This window comes from Micromonospora sp. A3M-1-15 (assembly GCF_024213425.1).
In the GTDB taxonomy this organism is placed as follows: Bacteria; Actinomycetota; Actinomycetes; order Mycobacteriales; family Micromonosporaceae; genus Micromonospora; species Micromonospora chersina.
Genome location: NZ_JANAVK010000003.1, coordinates 618,130 through 636,884 on the forward strand (window position 1 = coordinate 618,130; position 18,755 = coordinate 636,884).

Below are 18,755 nucleotides of genomic sequence, written 5' to 3' on the forward strand. Positions count from 1 at the left end.
CGATGGAGTCATCCCGCGATGGCCCTCCGCCTGTCTCGACCGAATCGGTGCGGGGGGAGGTACCCACGGCCGGGGTCATCGGTGGGAAGCACCGTCGACAGGGACCCAGCCTGGTTCCTGACTCGGTACAGTTCCTCCACCGAAAATCTTGCCCAGGGAAGGACACGTGCGCGGTTGGACACCGTTGACTTCCGGAACTGGTGCACCCTCGGTGCACCCGTGTCCATCGGCAGCCACCACGCTGGCGTCATCGAGTCATTCGACGACGCCACTGGCATCGCTACCCTTGCCGCCGCGCTGCCCGGCGCGTACGCCGACTCCGGGTCCCTCGCACTCATCGCCCGCCGGCTCGGCAAGGACGGGGTGGCCAAGTTCCTCAGCAACAAGCTGCCGACCAAGCCGTCTGCACGGTCCGGGGACATGGGTGAGATCCTTGCGACGGCGTACCTGCACGAAGAGCACGGATGGGTGGTCGGACCGAGCCGGCTCATCCAACGCGACCATCAGCAGTGGGCGATGCGCGGCGACGACGTGCTGGGCGCGAAGCTCGACGCCGCGGGCAAGGCGGTGATCATCAAGGCGGAGGCCAAGAGCCGCGTCACCCTCGCCAAAGCCACCGTCACGGAGGCCCGCAAGGGTCTGGCGCGGGAAAAGGAGATGCCCTCGGCACACTCGCTCACCCAGTTCGCCGAGCGGCTGCTGTCGACAGCCGATGCCGAGGTCGGCGAAGCCGTGCTGATGCTGCAGCTGCTCGACGAGGTCCGTGCCAACCGGGTCAGCCACCTGATGTTCCTGTTCACTAGCAACGACCCCGGCAAGCACGTGACCGCTGACCTGCAGGCGTACACCGGCGCCGTCGCGCAGCTGACCATCACGCTGCGGGTCCACGGCCACAAGAAGTTCATCACCGACGCCTACGAGCTGGTGGTCACCGATGGCGCGTGAGGCGCAGCGCCTGGCACAGCTGTTGACGATGGCCACTGACGCCGGCTTCCGCGGCCGGCTCCTGGCCCGCGGGCAGGCCCAATCGATGATCCGCCGCGAAGGGGTCCTGCCTGCGGGCGCACCTACGTTCAGCGCCTTCCTCGACGCCGACCTGCTCAACTACGGATACGCCCTGCTGTCGACCAGCCTCGGCTTGCTGGAGGCGGCCGAGGACGACACGACGGGCCAGCCGACCCTCACCCGGGAAGGGTTCATCCAGAGCTCGTACGCCATCGAGGCTGCCACCCGCAACGCGGCCCCCGGACCCGATCTGGTGTTCCATAACCTCGTCGCCGGGGCGGCCAGCCACCTCGCCGGCTACGCCGCCCGCGCGTATTCGCTGATTCACGCGAGCCGCGCGTCGGGCCGGCTCACGCCGATGGAGCACACCCTCGCTGACTTGCTCATGCGCGACTTGTCCGCTATCGACCAGCGGACCCGGCGGCTGCGGTCGTCACCTGAGGTCTCCGACGAGGCCATGCTGTCCGCCTTCACCGCACCCGACGTCGACCCGGACGACCCGGATGTCCTGAACGACCTGGACAACGCACCTGATCAGGTCGGGCCCGTCATGCTGCTGCTCAGCGAGAACTACCTCTCCGCGGTCTCGGCCGCCCTGTTCGCCATCGAGATTGGCAGCCACGCCCTGCTCGACGCCGCGCTGCAAGACCTGCAGCTCGGGGAACAGGCGTCTTCGGACGTCAGCGCGCCCGGGCCGTGGTGGGTGTACCGCCTGACCCGGCACCTGCTCGGCGAGCTGTTCGACACCAGCCTGCAGACGACGATTCCGCAGCCCCCGCCGCCCGGAGTCGCCGCTGACCGTGCCGGCCGGTGGCGCGAGCTTCGGGAGACCTTCGTCGCGTCGCTGCTGGCCCGCGAGCGCGCCGAGATTGACCTGTGGCCGTCGCAGTTGCATGTCGTCCACCGGATCTTCCAGGACTCGCGGGATCTCGTCGTCGCGCTGCCGACCAGCGCCGGCAAGACCCGCATTGCCGAACTGGCGATCCTGGCGTGCCTCGCCCAAGGCCGCCGGACGGTGTACGTAACCCCGTTACGTGCCCTGTCCGCGCAGACCGAGCACGTTCTAACCCGGACCTTCGCCCCGCTGGGCATCCGGGTCTCGTCGTTGTACGGCAGCATGGGCACCAGCGACGTGGACGAAGACACCCTGCGCTCCGGTGAGGTCGTCGTCGCCACCCCGGAAAAGCTCGACTTCGCGCTGCGCTCCGATCCGTCCGTGCTCGACGACGTCGGCCTGATCGTGCTGGACGAGGGACACATGATCGGCGCCTCCGAGCGGGAGGTCCGCTACGAGGCCCAGATCCAGCGCCTGCTGCGCCGCGCCGACGCCGCGACCCGGCGCATCCTGTGCCTCTCGGCGGTGTTTCCCTCCGGCGATGACCTTGACGACTTCGTCGCCTGGATCACCGACGATGAGCCGGACGGCCTGCATCGCGAAGGCTGGCGCCCTACCGGGCAGCGGTTCGGGCTGGTCGAGTGGCGCGACGACCACGCCCGGCTGACGATCACGCTCGGACCGGAACAGTCGTTCATTCCCCGCTACTTCGAGGCCAAGAAACCCAGCGGGCGACGCCGCAAGCTGTTCCCGGCCGACCAGCGCGAGCACGTCATCGCCACCGGGTGGCGGCTGGTCGAGGAAGGCCAGACCGTCCTTGTGTTCTGCCCGCAACGCAACTCGGTCGAGCCCTACGCCCGGAAGATCATCGACCTGCACGGCCGCGGACTGGTCCCGTCCGTGCGGCCGGACGGCGTCGATCTCAGCGACGCGCTGACCGTCGGAGCGGAGTGGTTCGGCGCCGACCATCCCATCCTGCGCTGTCTTGAGCTCGGCGTGGCCATCCACCACGGAGCACTGCCGGGGCCGTTCCGGCGCGAGGTGGAACGGCTGCTGCAACGCGGGAGTCTGAAGGTCACCATCGCCTCGCCGACACTGGCCCAGGGGCTTAACCTGTCCGCCTCGGCCGTGCTCTTTCACGGGCTGCGCCGCAGCGGGGAGCTGCTCAAGGGATCCGAGTTCGCCAACGTGATCGGACGGGCCGGCCGGGCGTTCGTCGACACCGAGGGTCTCGTCCTCTATCCGATCTTCGAGACCGGTGCCTGGCGGCGCCGGGAATGGCTCGAGCTGACCCAGGGCGACGGTGGCCGGCCGCTGCAGTCCGGGCTCATCGGCGTCGGTGTCGCCCTGGTCCGGCAGCTGCTCACCGCCTTCGGGCTGGCCTCGGTCGAACCGGTGCTCGCCTACCTCACCGGCGGCCTGGACTGGTCGCTGCCCGTGCTGTCCGCCGGCATCGCTGACGAGCAGGCCGCCGCGGCGGCGGGCTGGCGGTCGAACCTCGCGCTGCTCGACATCGGCATCCTGAGCATCGTCGGTGACGGCGACCAGGACCTCGTCACGGACGCGGCGACGCAGTTCCTCACCGATGCGCTGCGCGACTCATTGTTCGAGCGTCAGCTGCGCCGCTATGACGACATCGCCCAGGCCGTCCTGCGCGAAGTCGTCTTCAGCCGCACCCGGCACCTGTGGCGCACGTCGACGGCCTCGCAGCGCCGAGGCTGGTATCTGGCCGGACTGGGCGCGCAAGCAGGATCCGAACTCGCGCAGGTCTCGGGGCACATCGTCGCGTTGGCCGGCCAGGCCGAAACGGCACTCCTCGGCGACGACCACGAGCAAGCCGGCGACCTGATCACCCAGATCGCCGACGTCGTGTTCGCAGTGCCGGCGTTCGCACCGGAGAACCCGGTCGACAACCGCGACACGGTGCTCCGGCACTGGGTTCACGGGCTGGCCCTCAGCGAGGTGCCGGGCGACCAGGTCCAGATCGCGCAGTTCATCGAAGCCGACGTCATCTACCGGCTGGTCTGGGGAATGGAGGCAGCCCGCGTCTATGAGACCGCCCAGGACAACGCCGACGCCACCGCCCTGCTGGGCACTGCGGTCACCGCGATCGAGACGGGCACCTTTCACCTGCCGGCCTCGGTCCTCATCCGCTCCGGATTCGACTATCGCCTCGCCGCCATATCGGCGGTGACCAGCACTGGCGCCACCTTCGACACGGTGGCCGGCATGCATCACTGGATCGACAACCTCGACCCCGCCCACGCGTTGAGCCCGCAGTGGCCGACACCCGAGTCGCGGTCGGCGTGGGAGGCGTTCACGAACCCCGCACGGACCCGCCGCGCACGGCGGTGGCGCCGGCAGACCGTGGTCGTCCCCGACGTCGTCTGGCACGCGGCGGCACCGGATCCCGAAACGTGGCTACGGGTGACCGACACGGACCCAGGAAAGATCGACATCTGGTCGACGGGTTTCGACCTGCTGGGCGAGGCGACGGTTCGCCTCGTGCCGCAGCGGCACGGGGTGCTGCGCGCCCGGCGCATGCCCGTCGGTACTGGGATCGTGCTGCACTATCAGGGCCCCGAGGAGGCATCGCCATCGCCGGCGGGCGCACCGCTGCCCTCGTGAGACAGGCGGCTGCGCCGCCTGCGGCCGTACGGTCCGTGCCGGCACCGAATGATTTGGTGCCGGCAGCGCCTGTCGTATCCGGCGGAGCTAGTGCCGTGCCCACGAACGTTCACGGTGCTGGATGACACGCCGTCGGGGGTGCCGACCGCACGGTGTAGGTGGTTCAGGCTGTGTTGGTGGCAGAACCCGTTCGCGTTCGGCGGCTCAGTGACCAGGAGGGTCAGCAGCTGCTGAGGATCACTCGTAGAGGTACCGGCCCGCCGATCCGGTTACGGCGGGCGATGGTCGTGCTCGCCTCGGCCGGCCGGAACACGGTGCCGGCGATCGCCCGCTTGGTGCAGGCCGCAGAGGACACGATCCGGCAGGTCATTCACCGGTTCAACGAGATGGGGATGGCCAGCCTGGACCCTCAGTGGGCGGGTGGCCGCGTACCATGTCCTCGGCAACGAGACCAGGCGGCGACAGTACGACCGCTACAACAGCCCGGCTGCCGCAGACTCTCGGGGTGGCTGGGGTGCTCCGGCGAACAGCTGGTACGACAGTCACGATGACGGCGCCCGCTGGGTCGACACCGACGCGTTCTATGACGCGCAGCAGCCACCGTCGGTGGATTGGCAAAGCCTGGCCAAGGGGATAAAAGACGGGCAGCTAACCAACGGTGGGTTCACGCTGCCGTGGTGGATGGCGGAGCGAAGCTCGCGGACCCGATTGTCGGGCGTGTGGCACAACGAGGCCAGGATACGGAAGTTGTCGAGCGCCCCACCAGACGGCATCGATGATGAAGGCATCCCCTGGTACGTAGGAGTGTTGTATCCGGGACTCCCGGACGAGTACAGCGACGACATCATCGGGGTGATGACGAAGGCTGGCCACGTCGGCTGTCTCCCGAGCAGCCTTTCCTGCGGTGGCCTTGGTCAGCTGGTGCGTGATTCGGCAAGCCCGTTCAAGCTTGTGTGCGTGCCGGTAGTGTTCGGCGCCTCTGGTGACGCCCACCTGCCGCTGCCGATCGGCACGGACTTCGGCGCCTTCAACTATCCATGGGGCGCGGATGGACAAGAGGTTTCGTGCAGATTCAAGATCAATCGGTCGCATCTGCTGGCGCTGCACATGCGACGGCATGGCCTCACGCATGAGTGGGCACAGGTGGCCGCAACGTTGTGCCTGCTACACGAGGCATCCGGGGTGTCAGTCCTCGAACCACTCAACGTGAGCGGCCTCTATCGGGTTTACGACTCCGTGCGACACCGACGCTCGGAGGCGTCGCAGCAGATCTTCGACGCCATCTGCGAAGCCGCCGGGGTGGTCGTCACGGAGGAGTTCGACACCGACGTGGACGCCGTCATCGTCCGACGCGCGGATTCGGAAACGCGGGCATGCCGCACAGCCCGAGATCGCCGCATTCCGCTTTTCCGCAGCGACGAGTTCACCGGCCGGATCGCGGAGGCGATGGTGTCTCGGTTCGTCGAGCCGCGACAGACGCGGCAGAATGCGGCACGCTCGGTCAACGTCGGAAGTGCAAACGCTTCCTCGATGCCGGTGCGAGGCGGTGCCCGGAGAGTCCTGCTCGGTTCGGGCCTCGCCAATCCTCATCACGGCGCCGCCGGCGCGCCGTAATGTGCATGCGGCTCACACCGCCGCGGCGACCGATTATCAGCAGGTCGACGATTGATTCAGAGGTTGTCCTTCATGATGGCTGACCCGAACTGATCGCGGCTCACTCGGAACTTCACGGGGACACGGTCGGCCAGGACGCTCACGTGGGTGACTACTCCGACCATGCGATTGCCCTGGCTGGCGAGATTCTCCAGCGTGCCGGCGACTGTCTCCAGCGTCACCTCGTCGAGTGTTCCGAACCCCTCGTCCAGGAAGATCGAGTCCAGCCGGGCCGAGCCGGCCGCGGCCAACGTGGTGATCTGCGCCGAGAGTGCGAGCGCCAGCGCCAAGCTCGCCTGGAACGTCTCGCCACCGGAGAGGGTTTTCACTGGCCGAGGCAGGTCGGCGTTGTTGTGGTCGATCACCACGAACTCGCCGTTCTCATGCGCGAGGTTGAACTGGCCACCGGACAGTTCGGCGAGGCTCGCCGAGGCGTCCTGGACCAAGACGTCAAGAGCCGATGCCACGAGCCAGCGGGGAAACTCGTTCGACCGCAGTAGGCCGCCCAGCGTGCTGGCGACGGCATGCTCCTCGTGCGACTTCGCCCGGCTGGAGCGCAGGTCGGCCAGCTGCGACAATTGCGCCTCGATGCTCTGGACGTGGGCGCGCGCCCGCTCAAGCTCGGCAGCGACGGCGGCGGAGACCGTATCCGCTGCGGAGGCAGGAGAGATGGCGATTCCCGCCTGCCCGAGGGCCTGACCAAGCGCCAGCTCCTTCTCGCCACGGTGGTGCTCCGCCGCCGCAAGAGCAGCCCGGGCGGTCGCGAACGTCACCTCTCGCCTGCCGACTTCCTGCTCGGCCCAGCCGACGAGCTCGGCCCAGGCGGTCCGCAGGTTCTCCTCCCGGGCCGGCGGGGCCCCGAGCGGAACGAGCACGTCCCGTGCCGCGCGAAGTTCCTTCCAGGCCGTCTGCTCCTGAGCTTTCAAGGAGGCGAGCGCTTGAATAGCCGAGTCGCGGCCGGCACGGGCTTCCTTCAGTTCCCCTTGTGCGACCTTGGCTTCCGCCTCTAGCTGGTCGATCCGAGCCAGCTCGGCCGCAACCTCGGCACTGCTCGGCGCCGCGCCCAGGGCTTCCGCCAGAGTCCTCAAGCGGTCATTCTTCGTGCGAAGCGTCAGTTCGGTTTCTCGATCCGAACGCTCCGCGGCCACCCTCGCCGTATCGAGGCGTTCGACCTCCCCGTGCGCTTGCTTCAGACGCGCCGCCATCGACGACGACTCGGCGTTGGCTTTGCGCGCCTCGGCTTCGGCTTGTAGCAGGAGTTTGGCGTCGGCTTCGGCCATCTGACCGGACCAGCTCGCCAAGGTGCGCCAGGCGTCCGCTAGGTCGAGCCCGTCCACGGACGGCGCGCCGAGCGAGACAAGTGGATCCCGAGCGGCGGTCAGCGCTGTCCGCGCCTCCGCGTACGTCTTCGCAAGCGCCGCCGCCGCCTGGCCAGCCGCTTCGTGAGCAGCCCGAGACTCGCGGAGCGTTACGCCGGCCTTCTTGAGTCTGGCGTTCAGGCCGTCCAGACGACTCAGCTCGCCGTCAACGGCGCTCTCGTCCGCCCATTCGCCGGTGAGCGCTCGCCTGAGCTCGGCTGTCTTTTCCCGCGCTGCAGCAAGCGCGTCGCTGGCTTTCTGCTCCTGCGCCAAGGCCGCAACGTGTTGCCGGGCCGCGATGTCGCGGTGCCGTTCGGCGGTTGCCAGGGCCTTCTCGGTCGCCGCAACGGTCTCATGTTCGAGGGGTGCCGGCAGCTCCTTCACCGGATGCTCGCAGACCGGGCACGGCTCGCCGGCCAAGAGGTGCGGCCGAAGTACCGCCGCGGCTTGGGCGCGGACGGCTTCGTTGCGGGCCAGTCGAGCCTGGTCAACGGCCCGGATCGCTTCGTCGAGTGCGACCTGCCTCGCGGTGACGTCCCCTCGCGCCCGGTCGGCCCGGGTGATCAGGTCCGGTTCCGCGGCCGCGAGCTTGGTCAACTCGGCGTGGTGGTGTTTGGCCTGGTCCAGCAGGCTACGGGTGGGTGCCGCCTCAACATCGCGGCGCGCGTCAGACTCCGCCTCCTCCGCCTCGGCCAGGCGTCGGCCGGCGGCCGCTAGCGCACTCTTGACGGAGACCTCGCGTTCCTGGATTTCGTCTACTCCGGTCGGGACGGACAGCCTGTTGAGCTTCTCGTACTGGGACCGGACCGTCTCGACGCGTTCCCGCGCGGACTTTGCCTCCGCCTTCGCGGTCTCTGACGCCGCTTGAGCAGCGGCCGCCGTCTGCATCGCCAGATCGCGTTCAGCGGTGACCGCGGCGAGAGTCTTAGCCGCCTCCGCGCGATCGTTCTCCGCGTCGGGTAGCTGTAGCTCGAGTTGTGAGCGCTCGGCGTGGTTGCGCTTCGCGTGCTCCAGAAAACCCCGTTCCGCGGCCGCCGTCTCGAAGGTCGCCCTCGCGATGTCGTCAGCCTTCTCGGCTACGGCGAAGGCCTCGGTGGCCCGATCTGCGGCGCCTGTCGCTTCGGCCAGCCGCTCGGCGCGCATCTCAAGGTCGGACGGGAGTGCGACGCCGCCGAGTAGTTGCGTCTCCTCGTGGATCCGGTCGGTGTTTTGCCGCGCTTCGTCGACCGCTGCTGTAGCGGTCGCAAGTTCGGACAGGATCGTGACGAACTGGTCTTTCAGTGCGGTGAGGTGCTGGACTCGTTGGTCAGCATCGCCAAAGGCCTCCGGCGTGACGGTGGCGAGGCGGCCGATCTGCTCGTCGAGGAAAGCGACTCGCTGCTTGGCCTCGGCCGCTTCGGCGTTGGCGCGCTGTCCGATGGTTTCGTACATGCCGATTCCGAGCAGGCGCGTGAGGATCTTCTGGCGGTCGGCTGGCTTGGCGTGGAGGAACTCGGCGAAGTCGCCTTGGGGCAGGACGACGCAGGAGCAGAAGTGGTCGAACGACAGCCCGAGGAGTTCTTCGACGGCGGCATTCACCTTGCCGTCGGCCGCGATCAACTCAGTCTCGTCATCGGTGGACCCGAGCCGGGTGCGGTCGATCAACCGCTCGAGTCGGCCGCTGTGGATGCCGACGCCCACCCGGGTTCGCCGCAGTTCGCGCGCGGCGACGTACCGGCTGGCACCCACGTCGAAGACCAGGCGCACGACTCCCCTATTCACCGCGGGTGACAGCGCCAGCGAGACGGTTCGCCGGTCGTCCCAGCGCGGCACCGATCCATAAAGTGCGAAGGTCATCGCGTCGATGACGGTTGATTTGCCGGCGCCCGTTGGGCCGACGAGGGCGAAGAAGTCCGCATCGGTGAAATCAACCGTCGCCGGCTCACGGAACGATCCGAAGCCGGTCATCTCCAGCAGCACTGGCCGCATAGCTTGCCCCTTATGACTCGGAGATTGCGTCGTGCAGGCGTGCGAAGAGTGCCGCCAGCCGTGGGTCGTCGATGTTCTTGGTGGCGCAGTACTCGGCGAACAATTCCGTCGGGGTGCGCTCGATGCCGCTGCTCGCCGGCCGGGTGGTGGCGTTCGGGGCGGCGAAGGCCGGATCGATGCGAATGTCGAGGGCGTTTGGCAGGAGATCGCGAACCTCCTCGAGCAGACCGGCACGCGCCGGCTCCTTGAGCAGGACGCGGAGGAACGCATCGCCGGTGCCACGCGCCCGGCTCTCAATCTCGGCGAGTGCGCCCCGGAGCGTCATCAACCGGCGACCGCTCTTGATCAGGATGTCGGTGACCTTCGCCGGCGTCGACGGTGTGGCCTCCACGAGGCACACGGCACTGTCGTTGTCTTGCTCTCCGAAGTCGATCGAGATCGGCGAGCCGCTGTAGTGCACCGGACGCGGTGCGCCGATCGCCTGCCTGCGGTGCAGGTGCCCAAGCGCCACGTACTGCGCCTCAGCCGGGAACGCGCTAGCTGGCACGTGATATTCGAAGATTGACTGGGAGTCGCGCTCGCCGCCGCCGAACTTGCCTCCGGTCACGGTGAGGTGTGCCATCAGAATGTTGACGGCATCCGGCCGGAAGGCGCGGGCTAAGACCGTCAGCATGTCTTCGACGCGCTGGGCGTAGCTGATGGAGTTCATCACGGGCGTGTTGGCGATGAGCTCGGCTGCCCGGATGACGGTGCGCTGGGAGACGAAGGGCAACGTCGCGATCACCGCGGACTCGCCGGTCGACCGGGCGGTTATCTCAATCGCGCCGTCCGAGCCGGCCCCGGGGGTGCCGACGAGGTGGATGCCGACCTCATTCATCAGCGGTCGGTACGCGTCGAAGGTCGGAGCGTGGTCATGGTTGCCGGCGATGGCGATCACCTGCACCCCGGAATTGCGGATCTCGAGCAAGGTCCGGACGAGAAGTTGCTGAGCCTCGGCCGACGGTGCCGCCGAGTCGTAGATGTCGCCCGCGATGAGGACTGCGTCCACCTCGTGCTGCCGGACAATGCCGACGATCTCCTCCAGAACCGCGCTCTGCTCGGCGAGGCGGTTGTGGCCCTTCAGGGTCTTGCCGATGTGCCAGTCGGAGGTATGCAGGAACCTCATGTCCGGCTCCTTTCAAGAGATATCAGGCCGCGACGCGGTGCGCGTACAGGTGATTCATGACGGTCTGGTTGGCCGCCCATCCGTCCGGGAACTTCACCGGCTCGTGTAGATGAACCGGCTCGCTGGATGGGTGTGCGTCGAGCAGTTCCCGGATGCCGGCCCGCCCGACGACGACGCAGGCCTGTCGATGGCGGGAGGTGAGTACGCACAGGCGTCCGGCCTCGAGATGGAACGCCGTGGCGTCGCGTCGTCCCGACAACGGATGCAGTACCACGGTCAGGTCGTACTCTCGGCCCTGCAAGCGGTTCGCCGTGTCGACCGTGACGTCCGGCAGGTCGGACAGCGCTTCGCGAAGGGCCGCCGCTTGATCGCGATGCGCAGTGCCGACCGCGACTCGCTGCGCGGTGATCGGCCGAGAGTCGCTCCCCGACCGCGCGCTCGCTCCGCGTTCGAGAAATCTCCGAACTACGTCGGCGACCGTGGAAACCGCTTCGGCGTCTGTCCGAAGGCTGTGTCGCGCGGGCAGTTCGTAGAAGCCCCAGCCGGTGGTCGCCGCCTCGGCCAGCAGGGCGTCCAGGGGAGAGCGCCCGAAGGCGCGGGTGCCAAAGGTGAGTTCACGGTCTCCCGGTTCGGCGCCGGTCCGAAACCCGGTGTACGGGTAGAAGGCGGTGGCCACGACCTTTTCGGCACTCGCGGGCAACCGCCACGAGACGGGCAGCCGATGAACCGGCAGGTCGGGGTTTGTCCGCAGCAGGCCGGCCACCGCGCTCTGCATCGGGTCCCAGCTGAGCCCGCGCCAACGGTCGTTCACGACCACGGAGAATGGATCCAGCTGGCCCGGGTCGCCGACGAACAGGGCCCGCTCGAACCGCGGGGCAATGGCGAGCAGGGAGTCCGAACGCATCTGGTAGGCCTCGTCGACAATCGCCCACGGCCAGGAGCGGTCCTTCACGTAGGCCCAGCGGGCGGCCGTCGCGATGACGATCTCACAGCTCAGCAGGTTGCCGAGATCTCTGTCGACCAGCACGTTGGCCAGGGCCGCGAGGCGCGCGGGCCGCACGTACATGGAACTCGCCAGCCGTCCGATCGTGAGGCCGCTCGGCAGGGCGGCGGAGAGGTTGGTGGTCAGGTCGTCGACCTGCTCATTGGTTTGGGCGACAACTATCAGCCGCTCGCCGTCCGAGGCGAGCGCGACGGCGGTCCGGACCACGAGGGTCGACTTTCCCGCCCCGGGTGGGGAATCGACGACCACGCCACGGTGCCGGCCGGATCGGAAGTCGGCGAGGATCGCGGTGATAACGCGTTCGGCTTCGGCTGCTGGGTCGATGGTCATTCCCATGCCTCCTGGGCGTCGTCATCTGTCGGTACGTACGGTCGGGGCGGTCCGCCGTGGGTCCACGGCGTCTGGTCCGTCGGCGGCAGGTCGGGCATGCGGATCGCGTCCGGGTAGACGCTGGTGTAGGTGATCTCGTCACCGACCTCGGGCACGCTGCCCGGCGCGGGAGCAGCCGCCCGGCCCATGCCTCCGTCGAGCTCGAGGCTGACCAGCACACCGTCGGCCGATCGTGCGATTTCGGTGATCCGGGCGTTCTGTTTCATGCGCTCCGGCGCCCGCAACGCCTTGCCGACCGGCAGGTGTACAGGATCGCCGGTGCTGACCACGATCAGCGGCCGGGTGATCCGGCGACCCTTCTCACTCCGGATGCGCCGATCGCGGTCGACCGAAACGACGGTCCCCTGGAACGCCTCGCCGTTGACCCGGTAGCTCGCCAGGACGAGCGGATCGTCCAAGGCACGGCTGGCGTCGTAGGTCGTCTGCTCCCGCTCGAGGGACTGGAGTCGCCGAGCCGCGGCCACCGCACCGTCCCGACGGGCCTGCGGACGGCCATCGGTCGTGAGGTAGTCGTGGTAGCGGCTGAAATCCCGGCGATCCGCCGTCCAGCGGGTCTCGACCGTTGCTGCGGCCGGCAACTTCCGAAGAACCCCGATCGCGCGCCACATCAACCGCCAGGTTGGCTCCAACTGACCACGGAGCTCACGCTCGAGAGTTTCCACCGCGCGCAGCTGTTTTGGGCTGTCGGGCGCAGCGCTCTCATACGCCCGGATGGCGGGCGCCAGCACCTCGTTGTCGAAGGCGGGGTCGGTTGACGGGCCGGCTGGCGGCCAGACGAGCGGATCCTCGGCCGCAAGCGCGGCCTCCGGCCCGGAGACTCCCTCGGGCGGGTCGATCCAGCCGAGCAGTGCGGCCAGGTTCGCGTCCTCCACAGCGCTCTGCCCGCTAGCCCAGTGCAGGTTCAGGGCCTGAGTCATCGCGAGCATGGCCGAGGAGCCGGGATGCTCAGATCGCTCGCCCAGGTAGGTCAGCCACCGGCCCAGCAGCGGCACACCATGCGCTACCGGGAACGGCCCGTTGGTGCGCCGGAAGCGGGTGGATCGGCCGAGCAGCTTGACGAAGCCGAGGCCGGCCGCGTTCGGAACCAGCAATTGGGGAGCATCGAGGAACACCTTGTTCGCGCCGACCACCTCGAACCTCGCCGTGCAGGAGCGCACATAGGCCAGCACGACGTCTGCCAACGAGGCGGCGAAGTCGAAGCGGAGGTCGCGGTTCCTCGGCTGGGGCACCACCAACAGGGCCGGGTTGTGCTGGTCAGTGCCGATCATCGCGGCCAGCGGCGCATTTGCCTCGCCCGCCAGCGCCAGCGGGACTAACACCAACGGCCGGTCGGACAGATGGACATGACGACGTGTTGCGATCGGAACGGCCCTGCCAGCGGTCACGGCCAGCGCTTTGGCGTACGAGGAGATGGCGCTCATGCCGCCACCGAGCCGAAGATCCTGGCGGTCCTGCGGAGCATCGTTGCCGCCTCGGCCTGGTCGTCGCTCGCCACCAGGGTGCCGTCGGCCAGGCCGAGCGCCTCGACGATTGTCTCCACACCGCCGAGCTCCTCGCGCACGCTAAGTCCCAGAGCCGCGGTGCAGCCAGTAGCCTCGTGCCGGCAGAAGAAGGCCATCTCGCATTTGGCGAGGCAGTCGGGTGCATAACGCGCCTCGATCTCGCCGAGTGCGAATATCACGTCGGCGGCCGGGCGGCTCGGTCTGCCGTCGTCGTCCGGCGCGAGGTCGAGCGTCAGCGTCGGCGGCAACGCCGCGAGTAGGCGCTCGATGCGGGTGAGCCGGGACAACTGATGGTTCAGCACGATGAGCTGCTTTCGGACGTCGACCTTGGTGGCCACCGGCTGGTTCGAGAAGTCCTTCGGGCAAACCAACACAACCTCGTCGGCGACCTTGTCGTCGCCGAGCAGCCGCCGAAGGGCAAGCACGTAGACGGCGGACTGCGTGGCCGCAGCGGCGACCTTCCGGGCATCGGCCTGATCGTCGATCACCGCGAACGACTTGATCTCGACCACGTGAAAAACACCGTCGTGGTGGAAGGCGACCAGATCCGGCTCGAGGTAGACCTCGTTCCCGCCGACATCAAGGCGCAGGAGTGGGTGGTCGTAGAAGGTGGCGGCAGCATTCGGGTCGGCCGCGGCGCTGGTGAGCTTCCGTCGCGACCGGGCATGCCGAACCTCCTGCCCGGTGTTGCCACCGACGTCCTCCAAGTCGATGCTTCCGACTTCTTGGATCTCGAGGCCCAAGGTCTCGCGCAGCAGGCGGAGCAGTTCGGCGTATCCGTTCGCCTTAACTTGAGCCTCGAAGGCGTTGCCGCGGGTGATCGCGAACTGGGACTGGCCGAACTTCGCCGGGAATCCGACGTGGCGCGCCAAGGCGTCCTTGTCGACGCCGGCGGCGTCGAGCACGGCGCGGCGTACGCAGCCGGGGTTACCGGTCAGCGCGGCGACCGTACGGGCATTGTGCCGTTTCGCGGCGCCGGCGCCGCGGATACGGCGCAGCCGGTCCTGGGTGTCGTTGTCCATCGAGTCGTCCTTCGCGGAAGACGAAGTGCTATCAGGGGTTAAGAGCCGGCCGCGGAGATGCTCCGCAGCCGGCTGCCGAAGAGCTGCTCGACGTCGTCGAGCTGCTCGCGGGCCCGCTTCGCGGCCGCTTCGCGGTGCGACCGGTCGGCGTCCCGGTGGATCTCGAGCTCGGCCTCGGCCGCCTCGGCGACGGCCGCAGCGGTCATCGCGTCGGCGCTGGCGGCGGCGCCGGGGATGTTAGCGGCGAACCGCCACAGCAGCCGCCGGGCTTGCGGACCGGGATCGGGGATCCGGTCCAGATGTTCGGCCAGGCGGATGGCCGAGGTGAGGAAATCAACGCGCGGGCTCAGCGGCCCGATCACTCGGGTGACCATCGGCCAGGTGGAAACGGCGAGCAGGCCGCGGGCCGGCGCGAGCAGGTCGGCGGTCAGGGCAGCGCAGAGATAGTACGGCCGGGAATGCGGCGCCGAGCGAAAGGACCGTTCCTCGTCGCGACGCAGGCTGGTGAGCCGGGCCGGGATCATCTCCCCCATGTGGAACGCCTCGTGCACGGCGATGACCAGCTTCGGTGCGGCGGGCGCACCCAGCAGGGTCAGCGCCTGGTGGACCTGCTCACGCAGCGGCAGCAGCGGGCCGGTCTGCCGGCGGACCGCGACGGGCTGCTCGGCGAGCTCGTCGAGCACCTCCTCCCATTGCCGCTCGGCCTTGCGCAGCTCACCGCGCAGCACCTTGGCGCGCTCGCGTTCCCCGCCGGTCACCGCCTTGCGGACAGCGGCGCGCAGCTCGTCGATGCGGCGTTCGAGGGCTTCGGCAGAGGAGGTCACGGGAACACCATACAATATTCCAGCACCTTCCAGCAATTGCCAGCTTCATGGCCTTGTTGGTGACGAGGACACCCATCACCTTCGGCCCCGGAGAGGCAGATGACCAGGGGTCAGGCATTACCTCAGATGCGAGCCGTGCTCGCCAACGGCTGACCGCCGTTACTGGCCGACATCCTGCGGTCCCAGCCTCTGCATCAGATGGTGATGACCACTTTGGCCCGCGGGTGTTCGGTTTCGAGGTACCGGATGGATTCGGGCACGTCGTGGAGCGGATAGGTCCGGTCGATTACCGGGGTGAGGCGGTCGGTCTCGGCGTGGGTGCGGAGCGTGTCAAGGTGTTGCCGGCTGGGTGCCGTGCTGAGAGTGACGATGCGGTGTGGAACGAAGCGTCCCAGCAGCCGCCCGCGCGCGAGTAGCCAGATCGGTCCGATGAGGCTACCGCCGCTGTAGACGCCGCCGGAGAGCACCAAGGTCCCGGTCGGGGCCAGTGCCCGCCGGAGCGCGGTGAGTGAGCGGTGCCGTACGTGGCGGCGGGGAACGGTGCCAAGATCGTTGAGCTGGTGCAGCTCGGCTCGGCGGCTGGCGTTGCTGGACTTCGCTGCTATACATCGGCGCTCGCTCGGAGCCTGCAAAGCGACGCCACCATCCGCCCGCCTTTCACTTCCAGACCGGGACCCACCATTGCCACCCATCCGGCGCGACTGGCCAGCTCGGGTCCGGCTGCCAGCCGGCTGGCGGGATCCAGCCTTCGGGCGGTGATGGCCAACCAGGGGGAACCTCGAACTTGATACCGCTCGGCGGTGGAGGGATCGGGCCGTGCGCTCGCGGCGCTGCCGGGATGACCGGAGCCGACTGATCAACCGGATCGGTCACGGGAACCAACGGGGCGGCGGTGGGTCGAGACGAAGCGGTGTCGCCGAGCCAGCTCTCCGGGAGTTCATGTGCTCGCGCGACGTAGAGGACTACCTCGGTCTTGATTCTGTTGCCCTTTACGACGGCCCGGGCCGCCGCAGTGGCGCCTTGCTGCTCGAGGTGCCGCATCGCCGGCAAAAGCTCACTGCTCATCTTCGGAGTGAGCTGCCCGACGCAAGCACCGTCGATACGAACCTCCACTACCGTCCGGCTACTACGTGCCAACTGCTCGACGATCTCGTGAAGGGTGACGTGCACCCAGCATTCGCCCTCGGGCCGCAGGAAGGGCGCCAGGCTACCCAGGTACCTCTCCTCGCCCGTCACCTGGATCGCGTTGCCGGTCGGCAACATCCGGCAATCGCCACTCGGCGGCATGTTGGCTGGGACAAGCATGTGTGGTTCGGCGAGGTCCAACCGGACGGACCCTTGGAAGGCGCCCGGTTTACCGTCATAGTCGGACCACTCCGAGCCCCATACCGTCGCAGCGACCTGCGGTAGCCAGCCTTGGGCCGTGAGTGCCGAGAGAACTGGCGCGTACCGGACCGCATCCTCGCGCGGTAAGGTAGCCAACCTGGGCACTGCCCACCCAGACGCCGACTGCGTTGCGATCGTGCTTGTTGCGCGGCTCGGGTATCAGGTGGGCCGTCAGTACGACCTCGGTGCCGCTCGCCTTAAAATTCTTGCCAAACAGTCCACGAATCGCACGTCGGTAGTGGCGACTCGCCAGCCACGTCGACGCTGGCCCAACCGCGCTGGCCCCAAAGATCAAGCGGGATCGACATGCAGACAAGGTAGCCATGCCGGTGGGTGACTACCCGTATGGCTTGCAGGCAACGCCAGCAGCACAGACCTCCGGGCCGATCGGACCCCTGTACCGTGGCTCACGTTATGTAGACCCTCGTCGGGACCCGTCGCCGAGGTGCGCGACAAGCTAGCAACCGTGCTGCGGGCAGTGACCCATCGCCGCCGTGCTCGCATACCTACGCCGCTGGCTGCCCACCGCGGTCGCCGGGTACACAACGGGACTGTGAACTTAATTCAGGCATCCAGTGACCCGCCCGGCCACGGCGCGCGGCTCCCGCGCCTCTGCGGACCAGGGGCCCGTTCCCGACATTGAAGACCGACTGGCATATCGCACACTGGGACTCGCTGGGCAAGCCGCAGCAGTCACAGCGGCAAATGCGCGGGTGCGAGCCCGATGGCCGATACTGTAGGCACTCTCCGGAGGGCGACCGCTCGCCGCATCGACCTCCGGGTCTGCTCGGGCCGCACTGCCCTGCGTCGGCGCGGATCGTCCCGCCGCAATGTGGGCTGTTCGCTTGAGAGGTGCCGCGGGTATCGGGAGGCAGCGCGAGTGGTACGGAGCAAAGCTTCTCGCGGTTTCGGGCTGGGTCTGGCTGCTGGAGCGCTCGTCGGCTATGTCGTCAGCCGCCGCGGGTACGGGATGGTCGAGAGCGTCTTGCCGCACGCCGCCCCGGCGGGCGCCAGCGAGAACGTCGGCGATGGTATGGGCGGGGCGGCCTCCCACCCTGGAGTACCCGGGTCGTCCGGGCAGCTGGTTGATCGGCTGCCGGGCCCGGCTGCGGTCCGCAAGCTGCGTGACGTCGACAACCAGGATCGGGCCATCGCGACATGGCAGATGGTGGCCCTGGTGGTCTTGCTCGTTCTGGCCGGTTCTGCGAGCTGGTTCGGATACGGCCGGATCAGGTACCACGCCCCGCCGCTTCGGGACAACGCCGAGAGCGCTGCCTACGAGCTGAGCGTGCCGGCCAGGATCGATTCGATGCGGTTCGAGATCAAGGATCTGTTCACGACCATTCAGTTTGCGGTCTCCGGATGGGACGGCGAACGCGGGGTGACCCTCAGCTCGCACGACGGGGACAGGGCGGAGCTTCTGCAGGCGAAGGCGCAGGCCGTTAACGGGGAGTCGATCGAGGCGAGCGGCTGGCGCGCGGTCACCAGCGGGGACGGCTACCTGGAACTCGTCCCGCAGATGGGCTCGCCGCCGTCGTCGATCACGCTGACGCTCAGGAACGGCAGCCTGACCCGTTCGGGTCAGTATCAGTTCCTACGGACCAAAAGGATTGACATCGATGGTGCGGACGGCTCGGCCGAAACGGCCGCGGGCCTCGTGCTGGTCAACTCCGGCTCCTACATTGTCGAACGCCTCGCGACTGGAGGCGTGAGCCGTCCCGGCGAAACGGAGGGCACCACCAGCCGGTACGCGGTGACCGTCACCGAAGTCTTCGGAAGCCACCGCAGCGTCCTCCCCGTACCGGCGGTCTCCATCGACATGGTCGACGTCGAACTGCAACGCGGCCGGGATCCCCTCCTGCTCGCCCTCGGCGCGGGCCTCGGGTTCGCCGGCGGCGTGCTGATCGAGATCGTGCTCACGGCCGCCCACCTCATCAGGTCGAGGAGGCGCACTAACCCACCGGCCGGGTCGGAGATCGAACATGACCACCCGTCGGTTCGCGGCGCGTAGCGGGC

Annotated in this window: 11 protein-coding genes and 2 pseudogenes; 5 read left to right on the forward strand and 8 right to left on the reverse strand. The window is 68.3% G+C overall.

The window, feature by feature from the left end; all coding sequences use genetic code 11:
• Window positions 1-219: 219 nt before the first annotated feature.
• The 4 genes and pseudogenes from NLX85_RS18105 (at window position 220) to NLX85_RS18120 (ending at window position 6,082) form a co-directional block, all read left to right on the forward strand.
• Window positions 220-945, forward strand: a complete 726-nt coding sequence (locus NLX85_RS18105) for a DUF1837 domain-containing protein (protein ID WP_254336619.1) — start codon at window positions 220-222, stop codon at window positions 943-945.
• Window positions 935-4,468, forward strand: coding sequence for a DEAD/DEAH box helicase (locus tag NLX85_RS18110; protein WP_254336621.1), 3,534 nt, complete (start codon window positions 935-937; stop codon window positions 4,466-4,468). Before NLX85_RS18105 ends, NLX85_RS18110 begins: the two co-directional genes overlap by 11 nt.
• A gap of 281 nt (window positions 4,469-4,749) precedes the next feature.
• A pseudogene (locus NLX85_RS33465) lies at window positions 4,750-4,836 on the forward strand (hypothetical protein); the annotation flags it as partial.
• A 52-nt stretch (window positions 4,837-4,888) separates the two neighbouring features.
• Window positions 4,889-6,082 carry a hypothetical protein gene (locus NLX85_RS18120; RefSeq protein ID WP_254337516.1) on the forward strand — a complete coding sequence of 398 codons (1,194 nt, stop codon included), beginning with the start codon at window positions 4,889-4,891 and terminating at the stop codon, window positions 6,080-6,082.
• Window positions 6,083-6,138: 56 nt separating this feature from the next.
• Here the strand turns inward: NLX85_RS18120 and NLX85_RS18125 are convergent, their stop codons facing one another.
• From NLX85_RS18125 to NLX85_RS18160, 8 genes and pseudogenes are all read right to left on the reverse strand, one after another.
• Complete coding sequence (locus tag NLX85_RS18125; RefSeq protein ID WP_254336623.1) at window positions 6,139-9,447, reverse strand: AAA family ATPase; 3,309 nt, start codon at window positions 9,445-9,447, stop codon at window positions 6,139-6,141.
• A 10-nt stretch (window positions 9,448-9,457) separates the two neighbouring features.
• Window positions 9,458-10,612 (reverse strand): exonuclease SbcCD subunit D, encoded by a 1,155-nt coding sequence (locus tag NLX85_RS18130; protein WP_254336625.1) that lies wholly within the window; start codon window positions 10,610-10,612, stop codon window positions 9,458-9,460.
• 22 nt (window positions 10,613-10,634) lie between these two features.
• A complete protein-coding gene (locus NLX85_RS18135; protein WP_374628104.1) occupies window positions 10,635-11,951 on the reverse strand; it encodes an AAA domain-containing protein in 1,317 nt (438 codons plus the stop codon).
• A complete protein-coding gene (locus tag NLX85_RS18140) occupies window positions 11,942-13,426 on the reverse strand; it encodes a hypothetical protein (RefSeq protein WP_254336629.1) in 1,485 nt (494 codons plus the stop codon). Before NLX85_RS18140 ends, NLX85_RS18135 begins: the two co-directional genes overlap by 10 nt.
• Window positions 13,423-14,529 (reverse strand): hypothetical protein, encoded by a 1,107-nt coding sequence (locus NLX85_RS18145; RefSeq protein WP_254336631.1) that lies wholly within the window; start codon window positions 14,527-14,529, stop codon window positions 13,423-13,425. The genes NLX85_RS18140 and NLX85_RS18145 overlap by 4 nt, the downstream gene beginning before the upstream one ends.
• Before the next feature lie 38 nt (window positions 14,530-14,567).
• On the reverse strand, window positions 14,568-15,353 hold the full coding sequence (locus NLX85_RS18150; RefSeq protein WP_254336633.1) for a hypothetical protein: 786 nt from the start codon (window positions 15,351-15,353) through the stop codon (window positions 14,568-14,570).
• Window positions 15,354-15,547: 194 nt separating this feature from the next.
• A pseudogene (locus tag NLX85_RS18155) lies at window positions 15,548-15,877 on the reverse strand (zinc-binding dehydrogenase); the annotation flags it as partial.
• 133 nt (window positions 15,878-16,010) lie between these two features.
• Entirely contained in the window at window positions 16,011-16,679 is a 669-nt protein-coding gene (locus NLX85_RS18160; RefSeq protein WP_254336636.1) for a hypothetical protein, read from the reverse strand.
• Between the two features lie 1,030 nt (window positions 16,680-17,709).
• On the opposite strand from NLX85_RS18160, the gene NLX85_RS18165 reads away from it, so the two are divergent.
• Entirely contained in the window at window positions 17,710-18,750 is a 1,041-nt protein-coding gene (locus NLX85_RS18165) for a hypothetical protein (protein WP_254336638.1), read from the forward strand.
• The last annotated feature ends 5 nt before the right edge of the window (window positions 18,751-18,755 follow it).

Coding starts and splice junctions, on each gene's coding strand:
- NLX85_RS18110 (WP_254336621.1), top strand. CDS start 935: ATGGCGCGTGAGGCGCAGCGCCTGGCACAGCTGTTGACGATGGCCACT.
- NLX85_RS18125 (WP_254336623.1), bottom strand. CDS start 9,447: ATGCGGCCAGTGCTGCTGGAGATGACCGGCTTCGGATCGTTCCGTGAG.
- NLX85_RS18130 (WP_254336625.1), bottom strand. CDS start 10,612: ATGAGGTTCCTGCATACCTCCGACTGGCACATCGGCAAGACCCTGAAG.
- NLX85_RS18135 (WP_374628104.1), bottom strand. CDS start 11,951: ATGGGAATGACCATCGACCCAGCAGCCGAAGCCGAACGCGTTATCACC.
- NLX85_RS18140 (WP_254336629.1), bottom strand. CDS start 13,426: ATGAGCGCCATCTCCTCGTACGCCAAAGCGCTGGCCGTGACCGCTGGC.
- NLX85_RS18145 (WP_254336631.1), bottom strand. CDS start 14,529: ATGGACAACGACACCCAGGACCGGCTGCGCCGTATCCGCGGCGCCGGC.
- NLX85_RS18165 (WP_254336638.1), top strand. CDS start 17,710: ATGGTCGAGAGCGTCTTGCCGCACGCCGCCCCGGCGGGCGCCAGCGAG.